General features: G+C 64.0%; 11 protein-coding genes. 4 read left to right on the forward strand and 7 right to left on the reverse strand.

Annotated elements, in window-relative coordinates; all coding sequences use genetic code 11:
* Positions 1–4 precede the first annotated feature (4 nt).
* The 4 genes from ACOGXC_RS07070 to cofE are packed head-to-tail and all read left to right on the forward strand — an operon-like array spanning position 5 to position 3712.
* Positions 5–934: a GDP-mannose 4,6-dehydratase gene (locus tag ACOGXC_RS07070; RefSeq protein WP_419920041.1), complete on the forward strand. Its 930-nt coding sequence runs from the start codon at positions 5–7 to the stop codon at positions 932–934.
* A 50-nt stretch (positions 935–984) separates the two neighbouring features.
* Positions 985–1977 carry a GDP-mannose 4,6-dehydratase gene (gene gmd, locus ACOGXC_RS07075; protein ID WP_419919983.1) on the forward strand — a complete coding sequence of 331 codons (993 nt, stop codon included), beginning with the start codon at positions 985–987 and terminating at the stop codon, positions 1975–1977.
* On the forward strand, positions 1974–2972 hold the full coding sequence (cofD, locus tag ACOGXC_RS07080; protein ID WP_419919984.1) for a 2-phospho-L-lactate transferase: 999 nt from the start codon (positions 1974–1976) through the stop codon (positions 2970–2972). Before gmd ends, cofD begins: the two co-directional genes overlap by 4 nt.
* Before the next feature lie 44 nt (positions 2973–3016).
* The gene (gene cofE, locus ACOGXC_RS07085) at positions 3017–3712 is read left to right on the forward strand and encodes a coenzyme F420-0:L-glutamate ligase (protein ID WP_419919985.1); all 696 of its coding nucleotides are present in this window, start codon (positions 3017–3019) and stop codon (positions 3710–3712) included.
* A 96-nt stretch (positions 3713–3808) separates the two neighbouring features.
* On the opposite strand, the gene ACOGXC_RS07090 is transcribed toward cofE, so the two are convergent.
* From ACOGXC_RS07090 to ACOGXC_RS07120, 7 genes are all read right to left on the reverse strand, one after another.
* On the reverse strand, positions 3809–4795 hold the full coding sequence (locus ACOGXC_RS07090) for a sugar phosphate nucleotidyltransferase (protein WP_419919986.1): 987 nt from the start codon (positions 4793–4795) through the stop codon (positions 3809–3811).
* A 119-nt stretch (positions 4796–4914) separates the two neighbouring features.
* The gene (locus tag ACOGXC_RS07095; RefSeq protein ID WP_419917505.1) at positions 4915–5679 is read right to left on the reverse strand and encodes a hypothetical protein; all 765 of its coding nucleotides are present in this window, start codon (positions 5677–5679) and stop codon (positions 4915–4917) included.
* A gap of 98 nt (positions 5680–5777) precedes the next feature.
* The gene (locus ACOGXC_RS07100) at positions 5778–7124 is read right to left on the reverse strand and encodes a glycosyltransferase family 4 protein (RefSeq protein WP_419917506.1); all 1347 of its coding nucleotides are present in this window, start codon (positions 7122–7124) and stop codon (positions 5778–5780) included.
* Positions 7121–8359, reverse strand: coding sequence for a glycosyltransferase family 4 protein (locus ACOGXC_RS07105; RefSeq protein ID WP_419917507.1), 1239 nt, complete (start codon positions 8357–8359; stop codon positions 7121–7123). The genes ACOGXC_RS07100 and ACOGXC_RS07105 overlap by 4 nt, the downstream gene beginning before the upstream one ends.
* Positions 8331–9563 carry a glycosyltransferase family 4 protein gene (locus ACOGXC_RS07110; RefSeq protein ID WP_419917508.1) on the reverse strand — a complete coding sequence of 411 codons (1233 nt, stop codon included), beginning with the start codon at positions 9561–9563 and terminating at the stop codon, positions 8331–8333. The genes ACOGXC_RS07105 and ACOGXC_RS07110 overlap by 29 nt, the downstream gene beginning before the upstream one ends.
* A 143-nt stretch (positions 9564–9706) precedes the next feature.
* Positions 9707–14890, reverse strand: a complete 5184-nt coding sequence (locus ACOGXC_RS07115) for a fibronectin type III domain-containing protein (RefSeq protein WP_419917509.1) — start codon at positions 14888–14890, stop codon at positions 9707–9709.
* Positions 14891–15153: 263 nt separating this feature from the next.
* Positions 15154–20346 (reverse strand): fibronectin type III domain-containing protein, encoded by a 5193-nt coding sequence (locus ACOGXC_RS07120; RefSeq protein WP_419917510.1) that lies wholly within the window; start codon positions 20344–20346, stop codon positions 15154–15156.
* Positions 20347–20529 lie beyond the last annotated feature (183 nt).

The following is a 20529-nucleotide window of genomic DNA, read 5'->3' on the forward strand; positions in this document are numbered from 1 at the left end:
GGCGATGCGAGCCCTGGTTACCGGGTCACGAGGGTTTGTGGGCACTCACCTTGTCGCTCATCTGAACGCCTGTGACGACGACGTTGTGGAGGTGGACCGCGTCATCGGCGGTCCCCCCATCGAGGATGCCGGAGCCCTGGCCGAGCTGATTGCGGAGGCGAAGCCGGAGGCGGTGTATCACCTGGCCGGCCAGAGCGACGTGGCCGCTTCCTGGGACGACCCCCTGGGCACTTTCCGGACCAACGCCGACGGTACCCTCCACGTGGTCCGGGCCTGCATAGATGCGGGAGTGGAGCGCCTGCTGTCGGTCACCAGCAGCGACGTGTACGGGCGTGTCAACCTCGACGAGTTGCCCCTACACGAGCACGCCCCCCTCCGACCGGTCAATCCCTACGCCGCCAGCAAGGCCGCCGCCGAGATGGTGTGCATCCAGGGCTTTCTGGGTCACGGCCTCGGGGTCATCCGGGCTCGGGCCTTCAACCACCTGGGCCCGGGCCAGAGCGACCGATTCCTGGCCCCGGCGCTGGCCGCCCGGATCGTCCGCAACGAGCAGTCCGGCAAGACCAGGGTGCCGGTGGGCAACCTCTCGGCTCGACGCGATTTCACCGATGTGCGTGACGTGGTCAGGGCCTACCGCCTGCTGGTCGTACACGGTGAGCCGGGCGAGGCCTTCAACGTGTGCACGGGCCGGGATGTGGCCGTGTCCGAGGTGGCGGAGATCCTTTTGAGCCTGGCCGAGGCTCCGATGACCCTGGAGCAGGACGACCGCCTGTTCCGTCCCGTGGACGAACCGGCCATGCGGGGCGACAACACCAAGCTCCGGGAGGCCACCGGCTGGACCCCGGAGATCGGCCTGACCGAAACCCTGGCCGAGACCCTGGCCGAAACCCGCCGCCGCCTGAACCCTCCAGCCGGAGGCCCCCATGGCCGATGAACACCCCACCCCGCAAACCGAGTGCCGAGCCCATGGCCCCGGAGCCTCCCATGGCCGATGAACACCCCCGGCGAGCGCTGATCACCGGGATAACCGGCCAGGACGGCTCCTATTTGGCCGAGTACCTGCTCGACATGGGCTACGAGGTGGTGGGGCTGGTCCGGCGCTCCAGCACCGTCAGCTTCGAACGAATCGCCCACCTCCAGAACCGGATAACCATTACCGGCGGGGACCTGCTCGACGAGGCATCCCTGATCGAGGCTCTGCGGCAACACCGGCCCACCGAGGTTTACAACCTGGCGGCCCAGTCGTTCGTGCAAACCTCCTTCGGTCAGCCGGTTCTCACCGGCGAGACCACCGCCCTGGGGGTGACCCGCCTGCTCGACGCCATCCGCATCGTGAATCCGAGCATCCGCTTCTACCAGGCCTCCAGCAGTGAGATGTTCGGCAAGGTGCAGGAAGTGCCCCAGACCGAGACCACCCCGTTCTATCCCCGGAGCCCCTACGGTGTCGCCAAGGTGTACGGCCACTGGATCACCGTCAACTACCGGGAAAGCTACGGGCTGCACGCCAGCTCGGGCATCCTGTTCAATCACGAATCCCCCCGCCGGGGACTGGAGTTCGTGTCCCGCAAGATCTCCCACGCGGTGGCCTCCATATCGCTGGGGCGCCAGGATGAGCTGCGGCTGGGAAACCTGGATGCCAAGCGTGACTGGGGTTTCGCCGGGGACTACGTGAAGGCCATGTGGTTGATGCTCCAGCAGGAAGAACCCGGCGATTACGTGGTGTGCAGCGGGGAGACCCACTCGGTCCGGGAGTTCTGCGAGCTCGCCTTCGGCCACCTGGGCATGGACTACCGGGACTACGTGGTGATCGACGAGGCCTTCATGCGCCCGGCCGAGGTGGACCTGCTGGTGGGCGACGGCAACCGAGCCGCTTCCATCCTCGGATGGCATCGGGAGGTGGAGTTCCCGAGTTTGGTGACCATGATGGTGGATGCCGACTTGGATCTGCTCCAGGGCAAGCTCAAGGGACTCTCTTGACCGGAGGAACCAACCCGACCCCATCCGATCACCAGCAAGGAACTCTCCTGACCGGGGGTGTGGTTACGCTGGCGGGAGGGGTGGGGGCGGCCAAGCTCCTCACCGGCCTGGTTCGGGTCCACCCTCCCAGGGATCAGCTCGCGGTGGTGAACACGGCCGACGACACCGTCCTGCACGGACTCCACGTGAGCCCGGACCTGGACACCGTGATCTACACGCTGGCCGGGGCGGTGAACCCCGAGACCGGGTGGGGATTGGCCGGGGAGACCTGGCAGGCCATGGAAGCTCTGGATCGCTACGGGGGCATCACCTGGTTCCGGCTGGGCGACCGCGACCTGGCCACCCACCTGTACCGCACCCACCGGCTGGGGCAGGGAGCCGATCTGGCCTCGGTGACCGGGGAGATCGCGACCGCCTGGGGTCTGGAACTGGCCGTTGTCCCGGTAACCAACGACACGATCCGAACCAGGATCACCACCGTTGATGAGGGGGAGATCGACTTCCAGGACTACTTCGTGCGCCGCCGCCACAACGTGACCGTGACCGGGGTTCGGGTGGCCGGGTTGGAGAGCGCCCACCCCGCACCGGGCCTGATCGAGGCCCTGACCCGGGCCACGAGAATCATCATCGCCCCCTCCAACCCCATCGTGTCCATCGCTCCGGTGCTGGGGGTGCCCGGGGTCAGGGAGGCGGTGGCTGCTCGCCGGGAAGCGGTGATGGCGGTGTCCCCCATCGTGAACGGCGCGGCGCTGAAGGGCCCCGCCGACCGGCTCATGCTGGAGCTGGGTCACGAGTGCTCGGTGGTCGGGGTGGCCCGGCTGTACCGGGATGTGGCTGCCACCCTGGTGATAGATGAGGCCGATGCCCACCTGGCCCCCGATGTGGAGGCGTCCGGCATGAACTGCGTGGTAACCCACACCGTGATGAACGGACCCGAGGAGGCCACCGCGCTGGCCCGAGTCGTCCTGGGTCAAGCCGGTAGGGGCCGGGCATGAAACCGGCTAACCCAAACCTGGGTCGAGCCAGAAAGGGTCCGGGCATGAGGCTGGAGATTTTCGGGGTTGAGGGTTTGCCGGAAATCGGGGCGGGTGCCGATCTGGCCGGCCTAATCGCCGGGGCGGCCGGGTTGGCCGGCGGCGATGTGGTGGTGGTCACCCAGAAGATCGTGTCCAAGGCCGAAAACGCCATGGCCGCCGTGGACCCTAATGATCCCCGGTCGCACCAACCGGTGGTGGAGCGGGAGTCGGTGCGGGTGCTGCGGCGCCGGGACAACCTCATAATCAGCGAGACCAAGCACGGATTCGTATGCGCCAACGCCGGAGTCGACCGGTCCAACGTGGCTAGCGGGATGGTCGCGCTCCTGCCCGACGATCCCGACCGCTCGGCCCGGCGCATACGCGACGGGATCAGGGCCCGAGCCGGGGTGGAGGTGGGGGTTATCATCTCCGACACCTTCGGGAGGCCCTGGCGGCGGGGAGTTACCGATGTGGCCATTGGTATAGCCGGGATCCGCCCCATACTCGACCTGCGAGGAACTCCCGATGCCTCGGGACGTGAGCTTCAAGTGACCGAGGTGGCCATCAGCGACGAGCTGGCCGCTGCCGCCGAGCTGGTGATGGGCAAGGCCGCCGGCGTCCCGGTGGCCGTCATCCGGGGGGTTGACCCGGCCTGGCTCGGCCCCGGAAGCATCCAGCAGGATCTGATCCGCCCCCCCACCGAGGACCTCTTCCGCTAGCCCAGCTCAATCAACTGGTGACCCAGCCGCTAGCCCGGCTCAATCAACTGGTGGCCCAGCCGCTTACCCAGCTCAATCAACTGGTGGCCCAGCCGCTTACCCAGCCGCTGGCAACCGCTCGGCCCGCAGAACGGCCTGGGGGGGGATCACGCAGCCGTCCCCCACCACGGACAGGTCGCTCAGGCGGGCACCGGCTCCGATTTCGGCCCGGTAGCCCACGATGGAGCCCTCCACCGTCGCATCCCGACCCACCCGGGCCCCGGGTAGAACCGCGGAATCGATGATCGCGGCACCCGGGTGAACAACAGCCCCATCCATCACCACCGAGTGCGTCACCGATGCCCCGGGCGACACCACCGCCGCGGGATGAACCCAACCTTCGCCCGCCAGAGCAAGCTGCACCTCCAGGTAGGTTTCGGGAGTGCCGGCATCCACCCAGAACCCATCCCACCCCAGCGCGTACAACCCGCCCTGGGAAACCAGGCCGGGGAAAATCTCCCGCTCCATGGATGCCCGCCCCCCCTCGGGAACCGAGTCCAGCGCCCGGAGCTCCAGGGCGTATATGCCAACACTGATCTGGTTGCTGGGGGCCTGGAGGGCCGGGGGCTTCTCCACGAACCTCTGCACCCTGCCGTTGGGATCGCACACCACCACGCCGTAGCGGGAGGGGTCGGCCACCGGGGCCAGGGCTATGGTGGCCCGGGCCCGGGCCCGGCGGTGCAACTCCAGCAGGCCGGCCAGGGGAAAACGGTTGATCACATCACCGTTCATCGCGATGAAGGTGCCGTCCACTCCGGCGGTGCGAGCGGCAAAGGCAATGGCTCCAGCCGTGTCCAGCGGTTCGGGCTCGACGGCGTAGAGCAGCTCCACCCCGGCACAGCGACGCTGCGGATAGGCCGCCTCGAAGCCGTCGGGCCGGTATCCGAGCGACAGGATGGCCCGGGATACCCCCTGCGCTCCCAGGTGCCCGACCACATGCTCGATCATGGGTCGATCCACAACCGGCAGCATCTGCTTGGGCCGGTTCAAGGTCAGGGGCCGCAACCGGGTACCGAAGCCCCCGGCCAGAATCACCGCGTCCATGTACCGAAGCCCCCGGCCAGAATCACCGCGTCCATGTACCGAAGCCCCCAGCCAGAATCACCGCGTCCATGTCGGAGCTCGGGCTCAACGGCTGCCCTTTAACCCGACCCCAACCGGGCTCAGCCGCTGTCCTCCACCCTAACCCCCGGGATCTCGCCCTCAGGCGTTTCCTCAATGCGAACCGGACCCTCGGGCTGCTGGAGATTGGCGGTCAGTGACGGCGATACAGAGAGAAGATCGTTGATGGTGGGAGGCGGGGGCACTACCGCGTCGCGAGGGGCAAGGGCCAGCGTGAAGGCCTCGCCATCATTTTTGAAGTGAATCTTGTCGAAATCCTCGTAGATCCGCTCATCGGGCGGCGCCACCCCCGCGGTAAGCGCGTTGTACCAGCGCACGATCTGGATAACCGCCGGCTCCCCGTTGCAAACGGCATCCGCCGCGCTGATCACCCCGAACTCCGATGCCTGAATGGCGTTCTCGTCCATGGTCACGAACATGCTCTCGAAGAACTTACCCATCACGGCATCCTCACCCGCCGCGTTGGCGGTGTACGGGTGAATGTGGATGATCCCGTCGGAGTGGGAATGGATGCCCTCGGGGTCATAGGGGAAACCCTGGCTGTTCTGCCGACCCTGGAAAACCGGCTGAAACGCCCCGTCCTCGCCGTCGGTGCAGTCCCATACCCCGTAGGCCGAATGCCAGTGATCGCTGATACTGGGACGAGATTCGGCCTCGCGCAGGGTGTAGGCCATCGCCACCACCCCGCTGCCGAGCAGTATGATGAGCGTCAGGACCGCAGGGAAGCCGATGAACCGGCGCTGCCGGCTGGCCTCGCCCATTGACGCGGCCCGCGCCACCTTTCGTGAACCAGAGGCTCTTGCCACAGCCAACTACGCTACCCGGCCCAACCGGCAAACCCATACCTGTAGCCCGTGGTCCGGTTTGCGATTCGTGGTCCGATCCGCAGCCCCAAGGATGCGAGCTAAGGCCGGGCCAGGCGCTGGAACAGCTCCAGATACCTATCGGCCACCTGGCCGGGACTGGGGATCTGTTCGGCATAGGCCCGTGCCCGGCGACCCATCTCGGCCAAACCGCTGGGGTCGTCAACCATCTCGGCCACCGTGGAGCAGAAGGCATCCACATCATCGGGATCCACCGTCCGGCCGGCACCGGCGGCCACCAGCAATCGCTCAATCTCGCTACCCCGGTCGACGGCAGCCACCATTGGCCGGCCCGCGGCCAGCACCGAGTACACCTTGGAGGGCACGCTCGAGGCCCCCAGCCCCTTTCGCAGCAGAATCAGGTGCAGATCGGCAGCCGCCAGAACCTCACCCAGGCGCTCGGGCGGTTGCCAGCCCACGAGGGTCAAATTGTCCAGGTGCCGGGCCGCTTCAGCCACCAGAGGGCGAGCCACCCCGTCGCCGTTGACCACGAACCGGACATCATCCCGCCCCTCACCGGCGAACCGCTCCGCAGCCGCCACCACCAACTCCAGCGACTGGGAATAGCCCAGGTTACCGGCATACATCACCACCGTTCCGATCGCTTCCGGGCCGCGGCCGCCACCCGACCCCAACTCCGCCCCCGGCTGGCCAAGCCGCGAGGCCGCCGAGTCCGGGCCCCTGCCGCTGCTGCCGCCACCCGACCCCAACTCCGCCCTGTAGCGGTTGTGGCGGTCAGCGGGGGTGATGCGGTCCACATCCACCACATTGGGGATAACCACCACTTTGGACTCATGGTCACCGGGGTCCAGCTTGGCCCTCACATTGCCGGCCATGCCCTCCGACAACACGGTCACCGCATTGGCCCACCGGTACACCCGGCGCTCCAGCCGGCGGGCCGCGGCCACCCCCCGAGAACCCCGCAGCACGCCCGTCTCAACCGCCACATCGGGAAACACATCCTGCACGTTGAACACCAGCGGTACCCGTCGCATCCGGGCCGCAACCCTCCCGGCCACTCCCAGAGTGAGAGGCGGTGACATGGCGAACACCACATCGCACCGTCTCGAGGTCGCCACCGCGTCCGCTCCGGCCAGCACGGTGAAACCGGCGAACGATACCGCCCTGGCCACCAGCCGGCCCTTTCGGGAAGGAAACGGATGCCAGCGGCGAATCCGACCCCAAACCTCGTGCTGGGTCCGCAGGAGACGTCCCGACCACCCGGCAGCCACGGCATGGTCCCGGTACCACGGAAGGCTGGTGATGATCTCGACCCGATGACCACGCTCCACCCAGTGCCGGCAAAGGATCGTCATGATCTCCCCGGTGGGGGCGGTATCCGGCTCATAGTGCGGGCACAGCACCAGGATCCTCAACCCGGCGCTCACCCGGCCACCTCGAAGTAGAGAGCGCACAACTCGGCTGCGGGGTCCAATCCGGCCAGCTCCTGCGCCCGGGACCGGCCGGCCTCGACCAGATTCCGGCGAGCACGAGGGTCGAGGAGCAGGGATTCGATGGCGGTAGCCCACGAAGCATCATCATCGGGATCGACCAGATACCCCCCCGATCCCACCACCTCGGGCAGTGATCCGGCATCAGCGGCCATCACCGGGCAGCCTCGGATCATGGCCTCGACAACCGGAAGCCCGTAACCCTCATAACGCGACGGGAACACAACGGCCAGCGCCTGGCGGTACAACCCCTCCAGCACCCCCGCGGGGATGCGACCCAGCCGGTGCCACCGCTCCCCCAGCCCGAGAGCGTCCGCCAGCCGGTCCAGCTCGCCATCGAGTGGGCCGGGAATGCCGGTAACCACCACGTCCACCTCCAACCCCCGGCCGGCCAGCCGGGCCAGCGCCCGCAGCAGCACCGCATGGTTCTTGTGAGGGTAGGTGATTGCCGGGTACAGCACGAACGGCCGGGACAGATCGGCAACCAACGGCGGCCTGGCGGAGGTCGAGACACCCGGTGCCGGCTCCACCCCACCCGGGTTGGCAGCAACCAACGGCGGGGCGGTCAAGCGGGAGTTGGCGGAGGCCTCTGTGGAAGCCAACACCGGTGCCGGCAGAACCCGCACCCGCCGGGGATCAACCCCCAGGTGATCCACCAGGCGATCCCGGCAGAAGCCACTAACGGTAACCACCGCCTCGGCCCGGCGCACCGACCACGGCAGCATCATCCGCAGGTACGACCTCTTGACCACACCGAAACGTTCGGGAAACTCCAGGGGTTGAACATCGTGGATGGTCACGATCGAGGGGCGGTTGCCGATCAGGGGTACCGTGCCCCCGAAATGGTGAACCAGGTTGGGGCGGCGGCGGCGGCACTGATCGGCCAGCCAGGTGTTCTCGCTGAGAACCCGAAGCGGGCGACCCCTCCCCACCGGTGAGGTCACCACCTCGTGGCGCTCGGCCAGCCTCGGATGGGCTCCGCTGAAACCGGGTTGGGCGAACAGGGTCAGGCGCACGGGCGCATCGAAGTCGATGGCGGCCAGCAGCCGGACGGCATACTCCTCGGACCCCCCGACCCGGCCGGGCCGGAGCCAGAGCAGGTTGACCCCAACCGAGATCGTGTCCCCCATCAGCAGGTCACGCTCACCGGCCCGCCAACTCCCGGTAGGCACCATACAGCTCCCCAGCAGTGCGGGACCAGGTGAACACTGCCAGCGCCCGTTCCCGTCCCTGCCGACCCAGGCGAGCCGCTTCGCCGGTATTGTCCAGCAGCCCGGCCAGTGCCCCTGCAATCTCGCCCGGCCGGGTGGGATCGACCAGCAACCCGGACGACCCGGCCACCTCGGCGGTTGCCCCCGTTGCCGAGGTGACCACCGGTGTGGCCTGAGCCATCGCCTCCAGCACCGGCAAACCGAAGCCCTCGGTCAGGCTCGGATAGCAAACCGCGGTCGCCGCCCGCAGCAGAGCCCGCTTGTCGGTCTCGGCCACAAACCCCAGCCACCGCACCGACGGACCGGCCGAGTCAACAGCACCGGTCCGGTTGGGCCGCCGGCGGCGCAGCGACCCTGATGATACGGGACCGGCCGAGTCAACAGCACCGGTCCGGTTCGGCCGCCGGCGGCGCAGCGACCCTGATGATACGGGACCGGCCGAGTCAACAGCACCGGTCAGGTTCGGCCGCCAGCCCTGCGGTCCGGCCAGCACCAGTTCCTCACCGTTACGGTCGAGCATCCTCCACGCCTCCAGCAGCCCCGGCAGGTTCTTGCGGGGCTCCAGGGTGCCGATCCACAGCACGAACCGCTCGGACAACCCGAACCGCCGGCGCACCTCCTCGGCTTCGCTCGCCGGCACCAGCAGGTCATCCACCCCGTATGGAACCACCCGCACCCTTTCGGCCCCGATCCCGGCCCGCACGCAATCATCAGCCGTGTGCTGCGACGGGCATATCACGATGTCGGCCTCGCTGCGGGTCAGCTCCAGCGACTGCTCAAAGAACCGGAGTCCTCGGCTGGTGAAATGATCGGGGTAGTGACGAAACGCCAGGTCGTTTACCGTCACCACTAGCGGTGCGGTGCGGGGCGGTACCGCCATTCCGGTGGCGTGGATCACATCCACCGCCCCGGCAACCCGCTCCACGGATGGCCGGCGCCGATGATGCCACCCCCAGTACAGGGCGGTTCGGGGCAACCCCACAGTGGCCATGGGCACCTCGGGAGCAAAGGGGGCCTGGGGAGGATCCCGGTGCCAAGCCGATATACCCACCATCTCCGGCGGCACGGGCAACCGTTGCAGAGCCCTCACACATCCCAACGCCGCCGCAGCCGTACCCCCCGGCACCCGATGCCAGCACTGCTCCAGCGTTATGGCCGCTCTCACCACCCCCAGTCTGCCACCGAAGCCATCCAGGTTGGTGATGGGCTAGTTGTAGCAGAAGTCGTTCTGGCAGGGGTGGGTCCCCGCCGGGGTTGACCCAGGGTGGTAGGGGGCACCCCGGCGGGGAGAAATAGGATGGAGGTGGGCTAGTTGCAGATGTCGTTGTTCAGATCAGCGGTGCTGTCGCCGTAGTTGCCGCGGCCCAAGCGGCGGCACTCCTCGGCCAGGATGGCTCTGTACTCGTCGCGGTAAGTGGCAGCCAGGGTGTCACCGGCTTTTTGGCGGGCTATGGCCTCACGCCGCGTGTACGGCAACGAGCACACATCGGCCACCCCGTCACCATCACTGTCCAAGGGGTAGGTGGTGGGGCCTCCCAGGGAGCGGTTGGCGCACCAGGAAGGACCGGTAATGGTCCCCGAATAATAGGGACCCCCATCATTGGGGGGCGGGAACCCGGGTGTAGCCAGGGTGTCGCCCCCGCAGGTCTCGCTACCGGGTTGGTTGGCGCACTCGACGTTGACGAGCCGACGGTACAAATCGGGATACCGGTTGGCCAGGGTGATAACCGCGTTGTGGCGGGCTATGGCCTCACGGCGGGTATACGGCAACGAGCACACATCAGCCACACCGTCACCGTTGCTGTCGAGAGCGAACAAGCGTGCCCCGCCCAAAGAGAACTCGGCACAAAAACTCGGGCTACTGATCGGGCCGGTGTAGTAACCCTCATCATCAGCTTTGTCATCACCGGGGACGATGGTGGGCGAAGTGCCCGCGGGGCCAGCACCCACCGGGTTGATGGCTCGCACCTCGAAGGTGTAGCCCACCGGACCGGTACCGGTATCCACACCGGATATGACCGCGCTCATCGTGGCCGCACCAACATCGGCCCACTCACCGAAACCGGCGCTCCCGATACGGGTACGCCACTGCCAACCCGTCACCACAGAACCCCCATCACCACCCGCCATCCAGGTAACGGTGATAGTGCCATTAGTAGTCGTTGCTGTGACGGTGGGAGCCGCAGGCACCGCCGCCGGTGTCGCCGTGACAGAGGCCACAGCCCCGGGACCCATCACGTTTTGGGCTCTTATGTGGAACGTGTAGCTGGTGCCGTTGACAAGGTTCAGCACCGGCACCGAGGTGGCATCAGCGCCCAAACCCATGCCGGTCAGGTCCTGCCACTGGCCTTCATCGACCCGCAAGTGCCAACCCGTCACCGCAGACCCCCCATCGGTGCCGGGTGTCCACGACAAAGTAACCGTACCGTCACCGGCGGTGGTGGTAACGGTGGGAGCAGCGGGGGTCATCGCCGGCATCGCGGTGTCAACTCCAACAGCCCCAGCCCCCATGGCGTTTTGGGCTCGCACCTGGAAGGTGTAGGTGGTGCCGTTGGTGAGATTCTGAACCGGCACCGAGGTGGTACCAGCAGGATAACTACCCCACTCACCATCATCGGTGCGCAACTGCCAACCCGTCACCGCAGAACCCCCATCACCACCAGCCGTCCAGCTCACCGTCACCGTCTTGTCACCAGCCGTGGTGGTCACTGCCGGCGCATCAGGCACCGTCGCCGGCATCACCGTCGCGGTAGCAGCGGTACCAGCACCAATCCTGTTCTGCGCCCGGACCTCAAAGGTATAAGCAACACCGTTGATGAGACCATCAACCTCACGGATGGTCGTAGCAGCAGGCACATCAACCCAAGCCCCGTAACCGGCGGTGCCGGTTTTCATCCGGTACTGCCAACCAGTAACCGCAGCAGCCCACGACGATTCCCCCACCGCCCCACCATCAACAGCGGTCCAGTTCAAAGTGACCATCGTATTGGCAGCGGTGGCTTTCACTGTGGGGGCGGGGGGCACCGCCGATGGGGTGACAGGGGTGGACTCGAACGCCGCCCCAATCACTTGAACATTGGTAGTCACCGCTCGCACCTGGAACGTGTAGGACCGACCATTGGCCAAACCATCCACCACCAAACCCCGGGCCGCCGCCCCACCGGTGACCGCGGTCCACGAACCGTAACCCCCACCGTTGGTTTTCATGCGGTACTGCCAACCCGTAACCACAGAACCCCCCGTGTTCGTTGCCGCCCACGACAAAGTGACCTGCCCATCACCAGCAGTCGCAGACAGCGAACCTCCGGTGGGTGCGCCGATCGGTGTTATCGGGCCGACCACTCCTGCGGCGGGGCCGGCACCGAACTGGTTCACCGCCCGCACCTCGAAGTCATAAGCCACCCCATTGACCAAACCCCGCACCGGCACCCCAACCGATTCCGCCAAATGACGAGCTGGCGGGGTGATGCGAGCTCCCAACGACTCCCACGCATCAAAACTGCCACTACCGCTGCGGCGCACCCGAACCTCATAGCCCAAAACATCAGAACCACCCTGCGGAGCCAACAAAGTAACCCTCACCCCACCATCGGCCGGTGTCACTGTTACTTGGCGGGGCGCGGTGGGCACCTTACCGGGGGTGGCTGCCAATGACTGTGCCTGCGCACCCTTGTTGACATCGGTAGTCACAGTATCCAAAACACCTTCACTGTCGAAGACTGCCAAAGCGTTCACCGCCCGCAGGCGGAACCGGTACGTCGTGCCGTTGGTCAAACCCTTTATCACCGCTTGAGTCGTCAACGGCCCCGAACCCGGAACCGGAGTCCAAACACTGTCCCAACCACTCCATGTGGTCGAACCCGCAGCTTTTGAATCCTTGATGTATTCCCAGCGGATGATCGGCGGACCTCCCGACCCCACCGACATCCACGACAGCGTTACCTGGCCATCACCACCCGAAGCCGTCAACCCTGCCGGGGCGGGGGGTGCCACACCCGGTATGGCCACCTTGTCGGGTATGACATCGGAGGCTTTGTTATGCAAACCGGCACCGTTGGAATACAACACCGGACCCGGCAACCAACCGGTGCCGTGCCGGTTCAGCGCCCTGACCCGGAACTCATAGGCCACCCCATTGCGCAAACCCGACACCACGATCCCATCGCCAGCCACATCGGCGCTGTTCGCAGCCCGCCCCGCGAACCTTTGACCCGTATTGGACACCGCCCACGGCGACCACTCGCCACCAGTAGGCCGATACGAATACTCCCAAACCGTGTCATCATAAGTACCATCGGTATCGGTGAAAGCATTCTCATAACCAACCACAAAACCACCACTACGTCTTATAAACCTTCCTTTGGGTCGAACGATGTTCAACTTCACCTGACCATTACCCGGCACCGCCAACACCTGCGGACGCGTGAAGGGTACACCCGTCCAACCATCAGCACCGGGCAAAGGCGGAGCCCCGAACACAAACGGTTCCGACTCGATCGCATAACCCGCCCCCACATCAGACACCGCCCGGTGCCTGAACGTGTAAGTCTCCCCAACTCGGAAGGTAATCTCATCAAAACCATCAGTAGCATCCCTCAACCTGCCATCTAGAGTAGCCGATCCACTCCACACCCCATCACCAGCTTTCCAGGAATACTCCAACCGCAAAAGCGTACCACCATGAAGATAACTAGCAGGAAATCTTGACCCCATATGAGGACGACCACCGGTAAGGGGATCATCAGTATAACCCCTCAAATACACGTTCCTCGGCATAGCGGGAACACCATTAGCAATGTTCACCCTCACCACCCCCGACTCTAAACCCACACCCCTGGCATTCTGCGCCCGCAACACAAAATAATGCTCCCCCACCTTCAAACTCCCCACACACACCCCAACAAAACAGCCAGTTGCATTCTGGTAATCTAAGGTCCGATTCTTGGTCACCGTAAACGTCGATAACCCCGCACAGGTCGGATCTAACCCCGTGGTGTTATCACACAAATCATACCACGTCGCGCTGGTCAACTTCCCCACATTAGCCGCACCTTCTACCCGCTTCAGTTGCCACTTCGTTATCGGTGAACCACCATCGGAACCCCTCCACGACAAAACCACCTGATGCAACCCTATCGTGTAATCCGACACCACCTCTGCGGACACTGCCGGCGCCGACGGTACCGTCCCCGGATAAACAACCCCCGTTTCAGCCACCGCACCAGCACCAACAACATTCACCCCCCGCAACCGGAACCGATACCCGGTGCCCGCCTTCAAACCCGGAACCGTAAACTCTTCAGTCGTGTAGTCACCCGGTATCGTCACCCAACTACCCCACTGCCCGTCACCAGCCCGCACCGAATACTCATAATGCTGAAACCCCGCACTATCACCACTACTAGAGAAATTAGCTGGCCGTTCCCACCCTAATGTCACCGACGAATCCTTCACCGTCTTCGTCTCCAAATTAGCAGGTGCATCCAGCAGCTTACCCAAATAAACGAACCCAGAACGCGCCCCCAAACCCCCACCCAACGCGTTAACAGCTCGCACCTCAAACACATAACTCTGGGTATTATCCAAACCGGTCACATAATAAGACCTGGCCCCGGCCTCACCAGGAACCCGGTTCCAATCAGCTTCCGCCAAAGTGCCGTAATTACCGTCTGACCACCGGACTTCCCAACCCGTTACTGGGGAGCCAACCACCCCCGGCGGCTGCCACGACAACAACGCCGACTTATCACCCGGTGTCACCACAAAGTTACGAGGAGCACCCGGCGCGCCCCCCACCACCACCGGCCCCACCACACCTGTGGCCCCGTTGCCATGCTTGTTAACCGCCCGCACCCTGAACGAATACCCAACATCATTGGTCAAACCCAAAACCACGAACGACTCACGATCCCCAGCCGAACTACCATCATCGGCCATCACCGACCACCCCGACCATCCCCCATCACCTTGTTTAATCGCGTACTCATACCGCAAAATAGGAGAAAACCCCGACCCTGCAACCGTGCCCCGAGCCTGCGTCCACTTCAACTCCACCTGGGAATCGGAAACAACCGCCCGCAAACCCGCCGGTGCCGGCGCAACATCAGACACCAAATCCCCACTCACCGTGCTAGAAAGCTCACGAATTCGCCCCGCTCCCGCAGCGTTCACCGCCCTTACGAAGAATCGGTAGGTGCTACCAACCGTCAAACCCGACACCACCACCCACCGAGCAGCCCCACCACCGGGCACCGTCCTCCACACAACCCCACTACGATCCCTCGAAGTGGGCGCTAATCCCCCTGTAGAAGCCACCACCCTGTCCACCGGCGGAACCCAATTGGTCCCACCATCGGTCGACTGTGAAAACACATACTCATAACGCACCTCCCCCGACCCCGGCGATTCCCACGACAACCGAACCTGACCACCACCCAACACCTCCACCTTCGGCGATCGCGGAGCCGCGGGTACACCCCCCTGCGCACCCACACCCCCCACCCCAACCAACACCGACCCCACCAACCCCACCAAAACCAGGAACCCAAACCAGGGCAGCGCTAAACGACTACCCCCCCCCCCGGCTAGAACCCAAAACAACCCGCAAAAAACTCAACATAAACCTCTACTATACCCGCACCCCCCCCCCCAGCAAGTATTTCCACCACAGAGCAGGTAACAGGGGTGGGTCCCCGCCGGGGTTGACCCAGGGTGGTAGCGGGCACCCCGGCAGGGAGAAATTAGGTGGGAGTTGGTTAGGCGCAGATGTCGTTGTCCAGATCAGCAATACTGTCGCCGTAGTTGCCACGACCCAAACGGCGACACTCCTCAGCAAGCACAGCCCTGTACTCGTCACGATAGGTAGCAGCCAGGATGTCACCCGCTTTCTGGCGGGCTATAGCCTCACGCCGCGTATACGGCAACGAGCACACATCAGCCACCCCATCACCATCACTATCCAACGGATACGTGGTGGGCCCACCCAAAGAACGATTAGCACACCAGGAAGGACCGGTGATGGTCCCCGAATAATAAGGACCCCCATCGTTGGGCGGCGGGAACCCCGGCACAGCCAACTCATCACCCCCACAAACCTCATCACCGGGCTGATTAGCACACTCAGCGTTCACAATCCGGCGATACAAATCCGAGTACCGGTTCGCAAGGGTAATAACCGCGTTATGCCGCGCTATCGCCTCACGGCGGGTATACGGCAGCGAACAAATATCGGCCACCCCATCACCATCGCTGTCCAAAGCGAACAGGCGGGCCCCACCCAAAGAGAACTCCGCACAAAAACTCGGGCTATTGATCGGGCCGGTGTAGTAAACCTCATCGCTGGGGGTGTCGCCACCGGGAGCATCCTCACCAGGGGTGACCATGGACGAGGTACCCGCGGGGCCTGCACCCACGGCGTTGATGGCTCGCACCTCGAAGGTGTAGCCCACCGGACCGGTACCGGTATCGACCCCGCCTATGACCGTGCTCATCGTGGCCGCACCAACATCGACCCAGTCACCGAAACCGGCGCTCCCGATACGGGTACGCCACTGCCAACCCGTCACCACAGACCCACCATCGGCACCCGCCTTCCAGGTGACAGTGATGGCCCCATCGGTGACCGCAGCAGCAACATTGGGAGCGGCGGGCACCATGGCCGGCATCGCCGCGATGGTGGCCACCACACCGGGGCCCATAGCGTTCTGAGCTCTTATGTGGAAGGTATAGCTGGTGCCGTTGACCAGGTTGGGTACCGGCACCGAGGTGGCATCATCCATCCCGGTCAGGTCCTGCCACTCACCATCATCAACCCGCAAATGCCAACCCATCACCGCAGAACCCCCATCGGTGCCCGGTGTCCACGACAAAATAACCATCCCATCACCAGGTGTCGCGGTAACAGTAGGAGCAGCAGGGGTCGTAGCAGGGGTCGCCGTGTCAACCCCAACAGCACCGGCACCCATGGCGTTTTGGGCTCGAACCTGGAAGGTATAAGCGGTGCCGTTGGTGAGATTCTGAACCGGCACCGAGGTGGTACCAGCAGGATAACTACCCCACTCACCATCATCGGTGCGCAACTGCCAACCCGTCACCGCAGAACCCCCATCACCACCAGCCGTCCAACTCACCGTCACCATCTCATCACCAGCCGTGGTGGTAACCGTGGGCGCAGCAGGCACCGTAGCCGGCGTAGCGGTCACAACCGCAGCGGTACCAGGGCCCATCTTGTTCTCAGCCCTGACCTCAAACACATAAGCAGTGCCATTCATCAAATCACCAACATCAACGGTGGTGGTTGCGGCAGGCACATCAGACCAGGTGCCGTAATCACCGTCGCTGGGCTTGGCCCGGTACTGCCACCCCGTAACCGCAGCAGCCCACGACGACTCCCCCACCGCCCCACTCACACCAGCGGCCCAGTTGAGAGTGATCTTTTTGTCGCCAGCGGTGGCAGTCACCGTCGGCACCGGGGGCACCGCCGAGGGAGTGACCGCCTCGGACTCAAAAGCCGCCCCAATCACCTCAGCATCAGTGGTTATGGCCCGCACCTGGAAGGTATAAGCCCGACCGTTGGCCAAACCATCCACCACCAGGCTGCGCGCCGCGGCCCCACCGGTGACGGCGGTCCACGAACCGTAACCCCCACCACCAGTTTTCATACGATACTGCCAACCCGTAACCCTGGAACCCCCCGTGTTCGTTGCCGCCCATGACAGCGAGACCTGGCCATCACCAGCAGTGGCTTGCAGCGAACCACCGGTGGGTGCGCCCACCGGTGTTACTGGACCGACCACCCCCGCCGCGGGGCCGGGGCCGAATTGGTTCACCGCTCGCACCTCAAAGTCATAGGCCACCCCGTTGGTAAGGCCCCGCACCGACACCCCCGCAGACTCTGCCCGGTGGCGGGCCGGTGGGGTGATACGAGCTCCCAACGACTCCCACGCATCAAAACTGCTACTACCGCTGCGCCGCATCCGAACCTCATAACCCAAAACAGCAGAACCGGCTAACGGGTCCGGGGCCGCCACCGGGGCCATCACAGTGATCATCACCCCACCATCACCGGGCACCACCTGCACCTGGCGCGGCGCGGTGGGTGCCTTACCGGGGGTGACCGGCAGCGATTGCGCTGGCGCGCCTGCTCCCGCGGAGATCAAAGCCCGCTTGGTGCCTGTGGTTTCCAGAGCCACCAAAGCGTTCACCGCCCGCACCTGGAACCGGTACAGGGTGCCGTTGGTCAAACCCCTCACCGTCGCCGAGGTAGTTGAGGGGCCACTACCGGGAACCGGTGTCCAATCGGTGTCCCAAGCCCCGAAATCAGCATCGCCCGCGGCGCGTGACTGTTTGCGGTACTCCCAGCGAATGATCGGCGGCCCCCCAGACCCCGCCGATGCCCACGACAACACCACCTGACCATCACCACCAACAGCAGCCAATCCGGCCGGGGCGGGGGGTTTCACACCCGGTATCACCACCTTGTCAGGATTTCGATTGTAGAATTCGCTCACCAAACCGGCACCGTTGGAATACAACACCACACCGGGCAACATGGCGGTGCCGTGCCGGTTCACCGCCCGAACCCGGAACTCATAGGCCACCCCGTTGCGCAAACCCGACACCGTCAACGCCCGATCAGTACCAATACTACCGGTGTTGCCCATGAACTGCTGACCAATATGAGCCACCGCCCACGGTGACCACTCCCCACCTACGGGGCGATACGAATACTGCCAAACCGTGTCAGCATAAACCCCCTCGGTATCAATCAAAGCAGTCTGATAAACAAGCGGATAACGATACCTAAGATGGGGAGGGTGCGTACCGGGAAGGAGTACCCGGTCACCATCTGAGGCTCTGGCAATTCTCAACTCCACCTGACCATTACCCGGAACCGCCAACACTTCAGGAATGCCGCGTGTATCACCTGTCCAATCCTTAGCACCCGGCAAGCCTGGAGCACCGAAAACAAACGGCTCCGACCCAACCGTATGACCTGCACCCACATCAGTCACTGTCCGGTGCCGAAACGTGTAAGTTTCTCCAACCCGGAAAGTTATCTCATCAAAAAGCTCCGTAGCGCTAGTCAAACTACCATCTTGAGTAACCCACGAATCCCACGTCCCATCACCAACCTTCCACGACCACTCAAACCGCAACCGCGTACCACCATTATAAGTACCCGCCCAGGCACCCATATGAGGCCGACCATCGGTACGGGGATCAGCAGTGTAACCCCGCAAATACACAGTACTCGTCTTAGCCGCAAGCCCCTTGGGAATGTTCACCCTCACAATCCCCGACACCAAACCCTCACCCCTGGCATTCACACCCCGCAACACATAATACTGATCCCCCACCCCCACATTCGGATCACACCTCTCATAAGGACATACAGTACCTCCCTGACCATCACTGACCCGACCCTTGTTCAACGTCGCCGACCGCAACGCCCCACACCCCGAATCCAACTCTGTTTCACACAAATGCAACCATCTCGCATCATCCAACTCATCCACCGTTGTCGCATGTTTGAACTGCCACTTCGTTATCGGCGAACCACCATCAGAAACCATCCACGACAAAACCACCCGATGCAACCCGTTCTCATAATCCGACACCACCTCCGCAACCACCGCCGGTGCCGACGGCACCGTCCCCGGATAAACAACCCCCGACATCGCCACCGCACCCCCACCAATATTGTTCACCGCCCGCAGGCGGAACCGATAACCCACACCCGCCGTCAAATTCGGAACCGTGACCGTAGTGACCTTACCACCCGGTATCGCAACCCAATTACTCCAATCACCGTCACCAGCCCGCACCGAATACTCATAACGCCGGAACTTTAGATTACTAACACCAGTCGGTTGCGACCAACTTAACGTCACTGATGACTCCCCCGGCGTCGCTGTGAAACTACCAGGTGCTCCCAACACTGTACCAGGCGACACCAATCCAGAACGCGCCCCCGTTCCCGCGCCCAGCGCGTTGATGGCCCGTACTTCAAACACGTAATTCGCAGTATTATCCAAACCACTCACATTATAAGACCTGGCCCCAGCCCCACCAGGAACCCTCAACCACTGAACCGACGCTAAAGCATTGGTATTCACTGACCATCGGACCTCCCAACCCGTTATCGGGGAGCCAACCACCCCGGGCAGCTGCCACGACAACAACGCCGACTTATCACCTGGTGTCTGCACAAAGTTACGAGGAGCACCCGGCGCACCCCCCACCACCAGCGGCCCCACCTCACCCGCTGCACCGTTGCCATGCTTGTTGACCGCCCGCACCCTGAACGAATACCCAACATCGTTGGTCAACCCCGTGACCACGAACGACTCGCGATCCTCAGCCGCCACAACCGCATTGTTCGAAATCAAATCCGGTATCGTCGACCACCCCGACCACTTTCCATCACCTTGTTTGATCGCGTACTCGTACCGCAAAATAGTAGTAAAACCCGACCCCGCTACCGCACCCCGAGCCTTGGTCCACTTCAACTCCACCTGGGAATCGGAAACAACCGCCCGCAAACCCCCCGGCACCGGCGGAGCACTAGACATAAAATGCCCATTCGCCGGACTCATACTCGCAATACGGCCCGCTCCAGCAGTGTTCACCGCCCGTATATAGAACCGGTAGCTGCTACCAACCGTCAAACCCGACACCACCACCGACCCAGCAGCCCCACCACCGGGAACCGGCCGCCACACAACCCCACTACGATCCCCCGAAGTAGGCGCTAACCCCGTAGAAGTATCCACCACCCTGTCCAACGGCGGAACCCAACTGCTCTGACCAAACGCCCGCTCAGAATACGCATACTCATAACGCGAAACATCCGCACCCGCCGACCCCCACGACAACCGCACCTGACCACCGCCCAACACCACCACCTGGGGCGATGTAGGATAACCCGGCACACTCTGCGCACCCACACCCCCCACCGAAACCAACACCGACCCCAACAAAACCAGGGGCCCAACAAACCAGGGCAGCGCTACACGCCTACCCCCCCCCCCCCCGGCTAGAATCCAAACCAACCTGCAAAAAACTCAACATAAACCCCTACTATACCCACACCCCCCCCCCCCCCCAGCAAGTATTTCCACCACAGAGCA

Source organism: Candidatus Poriferisocius sp., from assembly GCF_965202595.1.
Classification (GTDB): domain Bacteria; phylum Actinomycetota; class Acidimicrobiia; order Acidimicrobiales; family Bin134; genus Poriferisocius.